This window comes from Labilibacter marinus (assembly GCF_001659685.2).
Classification (GTDB): domain Bacteria; phylum Bacteroidota; class Bacteroidia; order Bacteroidales; family Marinilabiliaceae; genus Saccharicrinis; species Saccharicrinis marinus.
This window is the reverse complement of sequence record NZ_LXYE02000053.1, coordinates 1-14190: the sequence shown is the minus strand read 5'-3', so window position 1 is coordinate 14190 and position 14190 is coordinate 1. Positions and strand designations below refer to the sequence as shown.

The following is a 14190-nucleotide window of genomic DNA, read 5'->3' as shown; positions in this document are numbered from 1 at the left end:
TTTTATTTACACAGATTTAATATCGGCCAACTTATTAAAAAATTCTTCTGTAGGAAGGGGCGATTTATTTTTAGCCTTGGTTTTGTAGGTATATATAGTATTAATCGAAACACCTAGTACTTGCGCCATGGTTTCGTTATCATCAACACCTAACCTTATTAGCGCTAATATACGCAGCTCGGTGTTTAATAATTGCCCTGGTTTTAAAACGTACTTCTCTTCTGAATTTATGAGTTGCTCAACGCTATCAATAAAAGTGGGGAATATCTTCAGAAAGATTTCGTCGAAGTTATGAAAAAGCTGTTCTCGTTCTTTTTTAGGGTTGATACTTTTTAATACGGCCTTTAACTTTTGAGGATTATTTGAAATCAGGAGTTTATTCATCGATTTAGAGATATCCTCAATCTTATTAATGAACATTGAACCGGTATTAAAAAAATGGCCAATATATTTTTCTTTTATCTTATTGGCTTCGTTGAGTTGGGTATTTAAAGCCTCCAGCTCTTTGTTGTTTTGCTTTATCATCAGCCAAATCTTGCGAAGATTAAAGAGCTGTTTATATACAATTAATAAAAAAACAAGTACAATTAAGGTCAAGCCAGATATTAACCAAGTGCTTCTGATCGCTTTTTCTTTTTTGCGTTCTTCTAACAACAGTTTAGCACCTTCAATGGCTGGAAATATCTCAGAGACCTGAAGCTTCCTTTGTTTCGAACCGAAAAACTCTGCATCATCTTTCGCCTTTAGAATATACTTATAGGCCCGCTCAACATCACCTTGCTCATATAAAAAGTTAGCCAACACCATCAACGACAAAGCCTCCTTGGTAGAGCTTTTTAAATCGGCAACAGCTGAATTAATTAGGTGCGATTCGCCTTGGCTGGTATTATTCATCTCTATTTGTATAAAACCCAAGCAGGAATGAATAACAGCCCGCTCGCGTATATCGGGTTTCATATCCGTAAGAGCTGAAGTATAATACAACATGGCCGAATCTGGTTGCCAATGCACCAAAAAACGCAAGGCCTTTGTAATTACTGGCTGAATTGTATTCGGTTCGGCATATAGTAAAACCGAATCTACATAATTGCTTGCGATGCTGCGATACTCAGGTGCATAAAAGTCATCATTAATATAATCGGCCAAATCGTAATAGGCGCGGACTAAATAGCCATAATGGCGCGCCATTTTATCTGAAGATAAATGTTGAATAGAAACTAAATTGAGCGTATCAATGGCCTCTTTGTAATATCCAACGGAAACCAATAAATGCCCGTAATCAGATTGACATTGAGCAATGGCTTTTGAATGATTAAGCTTGTAAGCTAAATCTAAGGCTTTGCGAAAATACAACATTGCAGAATCAAACACATAAGTGGAGTATTCATTGGCTATACGCTCATATAATCTAAATTGCTCCCACTCCTTTCCTTTGGTGGCATTTAACAACACCTCATGTTTTAGCGAATCCAAACTATTTTCCTTGTTCTGATTATACAACCATTCGCGCTTTATTTCTTCATCTAACTGATTCAACAAATCAGCTTCCTGTGCGCAGGCACTCTCGCAAGCAAAAAAAACTAAAACAAATACTAGAAATATTCTCGCCATATATTTAAAAGGTCAATGAATTCAACTCACAATAATTAGTTGTATATGTAAAGTAATTAAAAGCAAATCGTTTTTCTCGGCTATTTTTATTTTTTTTGCTGAAAGACTTTCTGCCTCTAATAAAATGCGTCAGAAAATTTAAGTTTATAAGGTGAAAAAATCAAAGTTACTTCAGTGCAACGAGTTCTTTGATTTTGGTTATATGCTTAAGTTTTTAGCAATTTTATCAGCAGCAGCGGCATCTTTTGTTTACTTTTCTGCTGTAGGTGAAAAGTAAAAGCCCGTTGGCTAAATACAAAAGGAAGCCGAAAAATTGTAATATTATACCTTGATAAAAGATAACGGCTATGGACGTAAAAATGGAATCTGGTTGGAAACAGCTTTTAAACGAAGAGCTTTCGAAAGCTTATTTTAAAGAGTTAAGTGATTTTGTTGCAGATGAATATGATGAACATACCATATTCCCTCCGGCAAATCTCATTTTTAATGCTTTTAACCTATGTCCATTAAAAGAAACCCGAGTGGTTATTTTGGGGCAAGACCCTTACCACGATATAAACCAAGCACACGGCTTATGCTTTTCGGTAAACGACGGAATAAAAGTTCCTCCTTCATTGGTTAATATCTACAAGGAAATTGAAAGCGACTGCGGTATTCCTCGCCCCGAGAGTGGTAATTTAGAAAGATGGGCCAAGCAAGGTGTATTACTCTTAAATGCTACCTTAACCGTAAGAGCTCATCAGGCTGGATCGCATCAGAAAAAGGGCTGGGAAAAGTTTACGGATAGTCTAATTAAACATCTGGCTCAACAAAAGCAGGATGTTGTTTTTTTACTCTGGGGTGCATATGCAGGTAAAAAATCGATGTATATTGATGCCAACAAACATTGCATCTTAAAATCAGCACATCCCTCTCCTCTATCGGCTTACCGAGGCTTTTTAGGCAACAAACATTTTAGCCAAACCAACGAATATTTACGTAGTAAAGGCTTAAAAGAAATTAAGTGGTAAATATTCTGGAACAATTGGTTTCGGCTTATTGCAAAGCTACGAAAGCTTGAGCAAAATGAATTTAAAACTTAACTTCATCGCAATATACGATGGCTTTCTGTTTTACAAAAACAGCTATATAAACCAACTCCTCTTCTCCCGATTCATTGATAATTTCAACCCTTCTATAATACTTACTCCCATACGTAAAAGGTTTATAAGTATACCTCACCAAGTACTTGCTTATGTATGTAAAGATAGCTCCAGTTCTTAATTGGTCGTTAAAACTGAGCTTATCAACAGATAGTACTTCAACACCTCCTTGCTTAAAGTAATACTTGATCATCTCGGTTAATTGCTGGCTAGAAACATAACCATAGTATATATGTAAGGCGATAAAAGCGCACAATAATAAGGCACTAAATATTTGAGCTATAATGATGTTGTCGGTAATCATTCTAAAAGCTTTATTTAATCATCAGCCAAGCGTCCCTCTATGTTGTTTTAATCTGGACTCTTACCATTTCTGCTATATCAACACAATATCTAATAATGCTGGTTTCAAATAATTAATGAATCTTTTTTTTTATCAATATAGCAAACAGCATTTGAACAATACCATATAGAACTATAACTAGAATGGAGATTAGTCTTGGCGCATCAGAGATTAAATTACGAATTGACTCTTCAATAATATATAAAATCATCATAAGACTTATTAAAAAACCAAATGAAAAATTAGCCCAAACTATTCCCTTATCAACATTCCCCTCTTTCATCATAGACTTTATTTCTGTTGAAGAAATCACTTTTCCTTTTCTATCATCAGAAAAGTGGCTACTAGCTTTACATAGAGTGAAAGAGGTAAATAATACGCTGACAATTAAACCTAATATGAGGAAATCTTCAGTTAAAAATGTTGAAAAACCATCAATAATTTCAGCTGCAATATATATTAATGCTATAACATTAACTAAATATGTATATGCTCTATAAGCTTTTATCATATAGTTTTCATCAATTTAACCTACCCCACCAACAACTTCCTAATATCATCATACTCCACCACTTCTTTATTTTTCATGATGGATAGTTTAATGATCTCATCTATTTTATCGGTACTAATGTTTAGTTTTTGGCCTAGTTCTTTACAAAAATCTATCTCTTCAACATCTACCGACAAGTCCATTTTCATCATTTGAATAACACGATAAAACATGATGAATCGATCTTCTTCATTAATGGGTGGTACGTATTCGTATTTATCGGTATTTTCGTAAATATGCTCAAAATCGTTATTTGAAATATCCAGTTTACGCGCCATTAGGTTCAAAAACATTTTTTCAGAACCAGTTACCTGACCGTCAATTTTGGCCATTTTAGTTAATACGGCCAGTTGGGCTTTTTCAGAATTAAGATATTCGCTTATATTCATAACATTAGTTTATTGCTTATTATATTTTAGTAAATAGTCAATGGTTGTTTTTAATAACTAGTTCCGATGCAAATTCTGTTTTTATTAAAAACGACCTTGTGATGCATCGGTTGATTTACATTACGTATACCCAGCGCTATGCACTGGGCTGTTGCTTTGGCTCCGTCGGAGCAATATCGTGAAGCGACATTCGTTATCGGTCATTATAGAAATATTACTATTAACTGCCTACTGAAGACTGCCCACTTTTTTAGCTATTCCATATACACTTTTTCAACGTCTCAGAAACATTATTAATACTTTCGGTAACACTCACCATACCTTCCAGTACCTGCGCTGCCTGACTGCTACCTCCAGCTTTTAGTTTCATATTTTTCTGAAAAGTAGCTTTAATATCGTCCCAACGTTGTACTTCTTCATCAGATAATTTGCCTACAATCTCTTTAAATTTAAGCATGTTGGCCTCTGCTCCTGAAGTCAGTGTTTGCGACTCTCCTTCGTAATGCGAAAGAATCAAAGTCTCCAGCTCATCATCGTTCATGATGGTCACAATCTTTTCGGTTATCTTATTCATGTTACGATACGAACCTTGAAGCTTAAAAGCTGGTTCAGTTCGGTATTCTTCCGCTTGTGCAGCCGACTCAATATATTGTTGATTCACCTTAGAAATAACATCACGGATAACCATTAATTTCTTCAGAATATTCACATAATCATTAATCTGCCCTTGCGTATGACTGGCTTCAAATTCAAGTCCTTCTTTATTACCTGAATCAGCCAACTTAAGCATTGGGTAAATATCATTATGACTCTTGGCAGCCAACTGGTTTAACACTTTATTCGATGTTAACGAGTTTTCGATATAACTCATATTAAACACATCGGCTGTATCGCCTAAAATATCTCCCAGGTTATATATATCGGCACGGTTGGCTAACATATCTGGAATCTGAAACTTATCACCACTCTCGGTGTATGGGTTACCCGCCATCACTACACAAACCTTTCTTCCACGGAAATCATAGGTCTTACTGCGTCCTTTATAAATACCCTCGATTTTACGCTGGGCATCACAAAGCGATATAAATTTCTGTAAAAACTCTGGATTACAGTGCTGAATATCGTCGAGATAAATCATCACATTATCACCCATCTCAAACGACAAGTTCAGTTTTTTCAACTCCTCACGAGCACTCGCATTACCAGCTTCGGCAGGGTCTAAGGAAGTTACCTCATGACCAATAGCAGGACCATTTATCTTCATAAAAATGATACCCAAACGACTGGCAATATATTCCATCAGGGTAGTTTTACCATAACCTGGAGGCGATATCAATAACAGCATTCCCATTAAGTCGGTACGCTTACCCTCACCAGCTGCACCCAACTGTTTGGCTAAGTTGTCACCCACCAATGGTAAGTATACTTTATCTATTAATTTATTTCTGACGAAGGACGACAACACACGCGGTTTAAATTCCTCTAAACGAAGTTCCTCTTCGAAATCTTGAATCAAATCTTTTTTAAGCGCTGTAAAATCGGCAAAACGCAGTGCTGTGTTCTTCTCGTATGCTTTTAATTTAAGAATAAACTGATTGTAATCGAAAGAATATTTCCCATCAACCAAAGCATTATGCGTTCCTTGAAACCCTTCCAGCTCCTTTCGTAAAGATGCCTTAACAATGTTTTTCTTATTGAAACAATTGAGCATCAAGAGCACTGCCACTTCATCAGTATACTGAGTTTTATTGGTCTGACTAGAAGCACTCATAAAAGCACTCAGCCATTTTTTAATCAGTTTATATTGCGCAACAGGTTCAGCATTTAATTCTTCAATAGACTGCTGATAGAAATCGTTGGCCTTTTTATCCTTTAAATAAGCGATAAACGATTTATATAAATCCGCAGCCTCGCTGTCAATCACAAAGTTTTCATCTTTTACCACCTCATGAAAAAAGTACTCCGCTGCCTCGTCTACCAAAATAGGATTAAACAATTCTGTTTTGTTAATAAACTCTGCTATCTGCACTTTTAAGCCATCAACAATGTATTGAAACTCTTGTGCATCTGGAAATATTTCTAATAAAGCACCTACACCTTTTAACTGTTTATAGTACGATTCCTTAACTTCTGCCGAGGCATATTTATTCCAAAATAAAACAGCACATGCACGTGCTTGGGTAGAATATTTTAGAAGTCCTGCTGTTTTTAATAATTCTATTAATTCCTTTACCACGATAAAGGCATCCATATCGTGCACTCCTTTTACATAACCCTCGTTATAGCGTTGCGCCATAAAATCACGAATGTACTTTAGGATATCGTCATCTTTTAATGCAATTAATTGGCCATTGAATTCCTGCTGACATTTTACAAAAACTTTATAAGCCAAATATTCCGCGCGATAAACTTTTGTATTTTCCGAAGGAATGCTTTGGTCCCACAGGTCTTTAAATCCGTAGAATTGTTCATTTTTTACATTCTCGTAAAAGTTAGTTCCTGTTAAGTGGAAAAACATCTCCTCACCCTTGTAAACCATCGTTAATTCACATGGTTGGGTATTTACCGAGAATTTATGCTCCCCGAATTTGATGATATTTTCGCCATCTACATATAATTCAGTTTTATCTTTTAACTGACGGATGGCCTCCTCTTTGACGGTTTTTAATTGACTTTGAATAGAGTCGGCCTTCACCGAATCTTCTAATTCTATTAGCTCAGAAACAATGTTTCGAAGCTTTTCAATCATTAAGTCGGATGCGTAATAACCATTTATCTCACTTACATCTCCAAATTTAGAAACCCTATTTTGAATGGCTTTTAGTATTCTTTCAGACGATTGGAATAATGTATTAGCACGTTTGTTTCGAGCCTCTACCAAACTAATTTTCTTCGATTCAAAGGAGTTATAAATCTCATCTCGCTTGGTAGAAATCTTATCGATAAACTCATCAAACTCCGAAAACTTACCTTCCAGCTCTTCAATCTGAACCATCAGTTTAGTTTGAAATTCAATACACTTTTCAGGAGAATCCGATAGCTCTAAGTAATTTGTTAAACCTTGACTAATCAGCTTAATTTGCGCATTAAACTCTGCAGTTCCCTCCAGGCTTAATAACTCCTTACGCTTACGTTTTAAAGCTGCATTTACTTGGTTAAAACTAGAGTATATGGTAGATATATTATCGATGATACGCGTGGTTTCTGTGGCATCATCAATTTTTAAATTACTAACAATTTCAATCAACATCTCTAACTCACCGGAAGTCTGGCTCAACTCTTCTTCAATGTCATTGGCTTTCACCACCTTTTTCACTTCCTTAATATCACCCTTCAGCTCTTCAACTTTATTACTGTATGGTTCTAAGGCTTCAGGTTTCAGCAGAAACTGAACACAGTTATTTGAAATCTCCTGATTGAATTCTTCCAATTTAAGCTCTTCACTCTCGATATGAGCAACATCTACGTAACGCAACTCTTTCAACGAAATAGTTTCGCCACGCAGCGTTCGTAATTCTGCCAGCACATCTACATATTCATTGATAGCAGAAAAAGAGGTGTCTTTAATTTTTTTAGTGACACTGGAAATTAGCTCCATCACTCTGGTCACCTCTGCAGCCGAGTTCTTTTTAATGCTAACAACCTTGTCGTATTCATCTATGGCATTCCCTGCCGTTTCTTTAATTTGTAAAAGAGGCTCCTGAAGATTGGCTGCTTCCTCATTTCCTATCCAATAATACGAATCTAAAATATCATTGGCCGTTTTTTGAATATCAAAATACAGATTGGCATAACTGTCTTCTTTTTGAATGAGCTTAAGTACCTCATTACATTCCGACATTCCCCTAACAATATCCTTATTGCCAATTTTATATAAAAACGAAGTCTGGTTTGACTCTGTTTCCAACTGATAATTACTATCCAGATAAGGCGTTTTCCATATTTGTAAGGCATGGTGTTTTTTAGGTGCACCATCGGTTTTCATAAAACAGATTTCACCATTCTCAAACAAAGAATATCCATTACAAATAACTGGTGTTTCTACCTGCTGAGCAATTAAATTGTAGGATAGTAACACATAATCGCCACGAGTTTGATTATAGAATATATATAAATAATCCTCGCCATTTGGGGATGGTATACGACGTAGAAAAATCATCTCCGTCAGTTCATTATCAAAAATCTTTATCTCCCCAGTTTGCAAATAATAACCATTGGCGAATATTAAACCGTGGCTATCGGGCAATAAAACACATGAGTCTTCCAGCGAATCTATTCGAACAGCCTCCTGCATTTTTTTATTATAAACGATATATCGAAATTGCTCTTCTTGGTAAGGCTTTATTTTTAGTACAATCAGGTTTTCGATAATGGAATAATAAAACTCTGCATCATCCAGTGTTTGTGTTTTATGCTCCACCTCTTCGGCATAAATACCCAAACCAGAATCGGTGTTATTCTCTACCTTTATGGTCAAATCACCTTCAGTTGTTTCCACAAAAATTTGCTCCTCAATAGAGATGTGTGGAAACTGACCTTTTACATGCATATCACGCGTGGTGCGGGTCCATTTAAACTCATGCTGATCCGGAAATACGAATTCGTGGTCACTTCTGTTATCTACGTACTCTATCGTATTTCCTTTTATCAAAAACTTAAAGGTCTTGATATCAAACTTTCCTTTTCCTGTTTTAAAAACCAAGAATAGCGAAGGCCCTATTTTACCAAACTTTATAAACTGCGTTTCTTTGTAGTACTTATATAAGTTTTTAAAATCCTTCTCAAATTCATCAGAAATCAATAACTCCAAGGATTCCTCATGAAAGTTATGCTCTTCAGCGTTATAGCCATACACGCTAAAAACATCAGAAATATCCACTTCCTTTTTCAGTCCGATGATGACGTTGTAACCAAAAATAAAAGAATTACCAATGGTAACCATATCCACAGGGATACAGTTATTAGCCGTTGTAATTCTTTCGCTACCAATTAAAGTAGTTTCTATGGAACCAAAAACACCTTTACGCTCCTCGTTTAAGTTATTTAATCTACTCTGAAGTTGTTTACCATGCTGGTTTAAACGACTTCGAATAATTTCGTAGGTTCCTTGTTCTAACTGGGGTTCGGCAGCTGTATTTTCGTTGGTATCTTGCGGTGTGGTTGTAGCCATGATTTGCTTTGAGTTTATATTTCAAAGAAGAAAGCCTGGTAAATGAGCTTTAATTATTGATCGATTAACAAACTGGAGACATTTAGATTGTCACACTGTTCGTTAGCCATTTAGGAATCTCTTTGGATCGTTCTTTATATTTCAAAAAAATAAATTATTTAAGCTGTAAATCGGCACTCCTCATTAAAATAGAGGAGTACATCATCAAGTACGAGGGGAGGTGGTTTAATTGTCTACACAACACTCAAACCTTTAAAAGTTATCCCTACACATTTGAATTGTACCTCATACAAAACTGAAATTTTAAGATACACATAGAACCACCTCCCCTCCACTAAGTGGACGTACGTTTCCTTAGCAAGGAGGAGAGCCGATTTACATGATATCTAACAATTTTATCTTTTCGAACTAACAAGAACCATGTCCTGAGGGTTCTTTATTTTATTTTGTCTGACAATTAAAATGGGTCAATTCCTATATCAGAAGCAGACTTATTAGATAAGCCCATACTTTTTGCAATATCTAATAAATTAAAGATGGAGCTTTTATCACTTTCATTATTGGCCAAATTGCCAATTTTAAATAAAAGATTTGAGATAGTTAAGTTTTTCAAATCATCGGAAGAAACACCAAACTGATTAATAAAGCTAGACATGTTATCTTTAAAAGATTGCCCATCCTCAGTAGAGAAGAAAGTATCTTTTACTTGCTTTAAAACCTCACTATTATTAACTACTTTATCTACACTCTTACCATTAGAGATAGCTCCCATAATTTGCTCAAAGAACATCGTTTCACCTCCTACAATATCAATATTAGCAGCTTTAAGTGCTTCGCTAATCACCTTAGCTTGCGACTCTGCAATATCTTTTTGAATATTGATTTTAGCTAACTGAATTTCTTTGTCCTTATCTAATTTCAATTTGAACTCTTCATGCTCTTTACCTACGCCATCTAACTTCTTCATGGCAGCAGCTTTTTCTTCAATACCTTTAGCTTCTACAGTGTATTTCTCGCTGTCTACGCGGTTAACGGCCATACCTTCTTTCTCGGCAGCATCCGCTTTAGCTTCTACAACAGTAGCTTCAGCCAAACCTGTTTCTTTAATAGATTCAGCTTGTGCTTTTGATTTTTCAAGAATAAGTTTCGCATCAACCATACCTTCTTTCTCCTTGGCTTCCGCTTTAGCTTCAATCACCTGCGCTTCAGAAATTCCTAATGCTGCAGCTTCAGCAGCTTTAGCCTCCGCTAATATTTTAGTGGCATTAGCCTCTTTATCAGCAGCCTCTTCAGCAGCTTTAGCCTCCATGATACGTTGCTCAGTTTGAAATTCAGCCGCTTTACGATGCGCTTCAGCACTTTTAATTTCAGTCACCAGATTCGTTTCTGCTTCCTTCTCTGCATCCTTGATGGCCACTAACTTATTTCTTTCCGCCTCAGCATGTGCTTTGGTATCTTTTATTTTTTCCTCTTCAATAACAACCGACTTCTCTACTTCAACTCGCTCACGAATGACTTCTTGCATTTTCTTTTGCTCACCTTCTAGAGCTTTATCTTTATCTAAACGAGCCATGCTTACAAGTCGTTCGCGCTCATTTTCTTCAATCTGTTGGTCTTTTAATACAGCTTCATTTTCGATAGCCTCGGTGCGTTCTTTATTTTTACGCGCTACAATAACTTGTCGCTCTTTATTCTCTTCTGCTACCTGAACTTCTTCTTCTGTTGCTAGTCTAGCATTTTCACTGATTAGCTTTTGTTCTTGCTCTACCTTAAAAATCTCGGCTTCCTCGCGTGATTTAATATTAGCAATTTCTCTCTTTTGTTTTTCTTCTGTTTCTGCCAACTGTTTTTCTAATTGTAGCACAGTTTCTTTGGCCTCAACATCTTGCTTGGTTACAGTTTTTTCTTTATCTCTTCTAATCTGATTAGATAATATTTGTTGTTCGGCAGTAATCTTCGTAATCTTCTTGATACCCTCAACATCTAAAATATTATCAGGAGATAGTACGTCAATAGATGTTTGCTCTAGATAATCAATGGCACAATCATCCAGTACATAACCATTCAAATCGGTACCAATTGTCCTAAGTATTTCTAACTTAAATTGCTCCCTTGAGTTATATAATTCAACAAAATCAAATTGCTTACCTACCGTCTTTAATGCTTCAGAAAACTTAGCATCAAATAAATCTACCAATGATTCTTTATCAGATGCTCTATCGCAACCAATGGCTTGTGCAACTTGAATTACATCTTCTGAAGTTTTATTTACACGAACAAAGAAGTTAACCTTAATATCGGCTCTCAAGTTATCTTTACAAATCAATCCTTCTTTACCTTGACGAGCAATGGTTACTGTTTTAAGCGTGATGTCCATTAACTCCATTTGGTGAAGAACTGGGATAACAAACATTCCTCCAAATGAAACTTTAACACCCCCCTGACCAGTACGAACAAGCGACTGCCCCTGGGTAGCCTTACGATAGGTTTTAATCACTAATATGATAAACCCAAATAATATTACACAAATAGCAACAATAATTATTGTTGGTAATCCTGATAATCCTTCAAACATCTTTTCTAGTTTTTATATGGTTCAATTAAGTAAATCTTTTTCTCCGGTATATAGTCTATCACTAAACAACTGTCTCCTTTATATAAATTATATTGTTCCTCCGTGGACTTCACATTAATAATAAATGATGAGCCCTCTATCTTAATCTCTGCTTGACCCATTTTATGATGCGTTGCATTTAAAGTCACCTTGCACATTTTACCCGTTAGTCTAACATTGCTATCAATATCACTTTCTGCTTTCTCAAATAACTTCACAAAAGGACTGGTTAAAAACTTCATGATAAAAGCACTAACCAAAATATTGGGGATTAAATAAACAAGCGATAACAGAACAGAACCATTATTTAATGCATTATTCATCAGTAGCGAAATAACCCACATCGACAATACAAAAAAACTCAAAATCAACATGAAAGGTACTTTTCCTAAATTAAAAAAGGAAAGAGCAGAGTTTAACCAAAGTAACGAATCACCTGCACTTACGTCAGCGTCGGCATCTATATCAGCATCCAGGTCAACATCGGCATCTACGTCCACATCCACATCAAGGTCAGCATCCGCATCAATATCAAAACTATCGATATTAAAAACACCAATAATTACAGTTAACCAATAAATTAATATGAGAATAAGAAATACGGTAGGAATAATATTAATCGCAGAAAACGCAGCGTCTAATGTTTCTTTCATAGTTGGTTTAGTTAATAAATAGTTCTAGGATATCTTGAAATATTCCTTTAAATAAAACAAGACGGACGAATATAATAATTTATTGTTATTTTCCTACAGAGGAAGTATCTTAATTATGACTTCCTAAATGCTTTTTTCAAAGTAAGATAAGTCATCCAAACGACTAATATAAGCCATACAATGGCCCATATTGCTTGAGGTAGAATCGGTACTATCTCAGTAAACTTGGCTAAATCCGATGATGGACCAGAATTATAATCCATGATAATATAAAGAAGGCTAACCGTTCCAATAACCACCAATAAATCTGCGACTAATTTTTTTGATTTTTTACTCAGCAGAAATGCTAAGCCAGAAAACAACAATAAAAGAATCGTAGTAAATATTGAGCTATACCACCATATGGCTGTAAAAACTAAAATGGCAATAATAACATATAATGCTACCATGCTCGTTTTAGGCTTACAAATTCCTATGAATAATAATAAATTACCAAATAACGCACTTCCAATATATCCTCCCATTAAAATGAGAGGCACAAATCCACCTGAAGTAACTGCATACCCTGCTCCATTACTCTGAATAAAGACTTCATGAACATTCCCTCCTGTTATTAATGCAAATACTGCATGCCCTAACTCATGTAAAAAAGTCACAAACAAATTAATGGGTAAAACAATATACGTCCCAAACGGAACATAATTAACCAAAACCCAATAGATAATCGCACTAAATACAATTAAGAATAACTTCGATTTCATTGTTAAATATTTTGAACACAATATAAAAAACAATTCTGTATAAAAGAGTAGAAAAAGAAGTGACCGATCATGAGAAATCACTTAGCCTATCCTGAACTTTTAGTATGTTTGCTAAGAATAACAAACCAGTATATGCCAATAAAGATTAACACCGTTCATACGATAAAAAAAGAACTGGAGCAGATGCCCAAGGAACTCATTGTTGAGCACTGCTTGAGAATGGCTAAATACAAAAAGGATAATAAAGAATTACTTAATTACCTGCTATTCGAAGCTGATAATGAACTTGATTACATCAATACTATTAAGGAGGAAATAGAAACTGAATTTCTGAGCATTGACAAGAACACCTTTTACTACACAAAGAAAAACATTCGCAGAATACTTCGAGTTGTGACTAAACACATTAAACACTCAGGCAAAAAAGAAACTGCCATTGAACTATTAATATGCTTTTGCTTAAATATGCAAAACTGCGGTGTTTCCTTTAAAGAAAGTAAAGTGATGGTCAATTTATACGAGCGACAAGTAAAAAATATAAATAAGGCGCTAAATACACTTCACGAAGATATTCGTATAGATTTTGAAGATGACATTGATAACATAAACGAGGGACTTAAATAACGAACTAAAAATGGGAATACTTAGATCAATCAAGAGTGATTATAACATGTATGAAAATACAGCTTTGGAATGCTTTGTTGCTATCAATGCGGATAACGCAAAATTGATAAAGGCATTTTTCAAAAAGTACAAAGGCAAAAAAATCATCCCCAACGATACGATAGCTGGCTATAAATTTGTACTCGATGAGGAGTTTGATTCTTTAAAAATAGAATTCGAGAAAGAATATGAATTCAATATTAAAGATTTAAAAAAGGTGAAGTAAGCTCTAGTGCCCTATAACTAAACAATCTTAGCCTAACCTACCTTCTAGATTTACCTCTTACACATTTT

General features: G+C 35.3%; 11 protein-coding genes. 3 read left to right on the top strand and 8 right to left on the bottom strand.

Going from position 1 to position 14190, the window contains the following annotated elements:
• Positions 1 to 6: 6 nt before the first annotated feature.
• Positions 7 to 1611: a DUF6377 domain-containing protein gene (locus tag A8L32_RS20345; RefSeq protein ID WP_075591372.1), complete on the bottom strand. Its 1605-nt coding sequence runs from the start codon at positions 1609 to 1611 to the stop codon at positions 7 to 9.
• Positions 1612 to 1958: 347 nt separating this feature from the next.
• On the opposite strand from A8L32_RS20345, the gene ung reads away from it, so the two are divergent.
• Positions 1959 to 2621: a uracil-DNA glycosylase gene (gene ung / locus A8L32_RS20340; protein ID WP_075591371.1), complete on the top strand. Its 663-nt coding sequence runs from the start codon at positions 1959 to 1961 to the stop codon at positions 2619 to 2621.
• A gap of 61 nt (positions 2622 to 2682) precedes the next feature.
• On the opposite strand, the gene A8L32_RS20335 is transcribed toward ung, so the two are convergent.
• The 7 genes from A8L32_RS20335 to A8L32_RS20305 all read right to left on the bottom strand — a co-directional run bounded on the left by A8L32_RS20335 (position 2683) and on the right by A8L32_RS20305 (position 13233).
• Positions 2683 to 3057 (bottom strand): hypothetical protein, encoded by a 375-nt coding sequence (locus tag A8L32_RS20335; RefSeq protein WP_075591370.1) that lies wholly within the window; start codon positions 3055 to 3057, stop codon positions 2683 to 2685.
• A gap of 112 nt (positions 3058 to 3169) precedes the next feature.
• Entirely contained in the window at positions 3170 to 3607 is a 438-nt protein-coding gene (locus tag A8L32_RS20330; RefSeq protein ID WP_075591369.1) for a hypothetical protein, read from the bottom strand.
• 20 nt (positions 3608 to 3627) lie between these two features.
• Positions 3628 to 4035 carry a hypothetical protein gene (locus tag A8L32_RS20325; protein ID WP_075591368.1) on the bottom strand — a complete coding sequence of 136 codons (408 nt, stop codon included), beginning with the start codon at positions 4033 to 4035 and terminating at the stop codon, positions 3628 to 3630.
• A 250-nt stretch (positions 4036 to 4285) separates the two neighbouring features.
• Entirely contained in the window at positions 4286 to 9205 is a 4920-nt protein-coding gene (locus A8L32_RS20320; RefSeq protein ID WP_075591367.1) for a DNA repair ATPase, read from the bottom strand.
• A gap of 457 nt (positions 9206 to 9662) precedes the next feature.
• Positions 9663 to 11780, bottom strand: coding sequence for a flotillin family protein (locus A8L32_RS20315; protein WP_075591366.1), 2118 nt, complete (start codon positions 11778 to 11780; stop codon positions 9663 to 9665).
• A 5-nt stretch (positions 11781 to 11785) separates the two neighbouring features.
• On the bottom strand, positions 11786 to 12472 hold the full coding sequence (locus A8L32_RS20310; RefSeq protein ID WP_075591365.1) for an OB-fold-containig protein: 687 nt from the start codon (positions 12470 to 12472) through the stop codon (positions 11786 to 11788).
• A gap of 113 nt (positions 12473 to 12585) precedes the next feature.
• On the bottom strand, positions 12586 to 13233 hold the full coding sequence (locus A8L32_RS20305; RefSeq protein ID WP_075591364.1) for a M50 family metallopeptidase: 648 nt from the start codon (positions 13231 to 13233) through the stop codon (positions 12586 to 12588).
• A gap of 132 nt (positions 13234 to 13365) precedes the next feature.
• Here A8L32_RS20305 and A8L32_RS20300 point away from each other — a divergent pair, with 132 nt between their 5' ends.
• Both A8L32_RS20300 and A8L32_RS20295 read left to right on the top strand, forming a co-directional pair.
• Complete coding sequence (locus tag A8L32_RS20300) at positions 13366 to 13857, top strand: hypothetical protein (RefSeq protein WP_143525181.1); 492 nt, start codon at positions 13366 to 13368, stop codon at positions 13855 to 13857.
• A 10-nt stretch (positions 13858 to 13867) separates the two neighbouring features.
• Complete coding sequence (locus A8L32_RS20295; protein ID WP_075591363.1) at positions 13868 to 14122, top strand: hypothetical protein; 255 nt, start codon at positions 13868 to 13870, stop codon at positions 14120 to 14122.
• Positions 14123 to 14190: the final 68 nt, after the last annotated feature.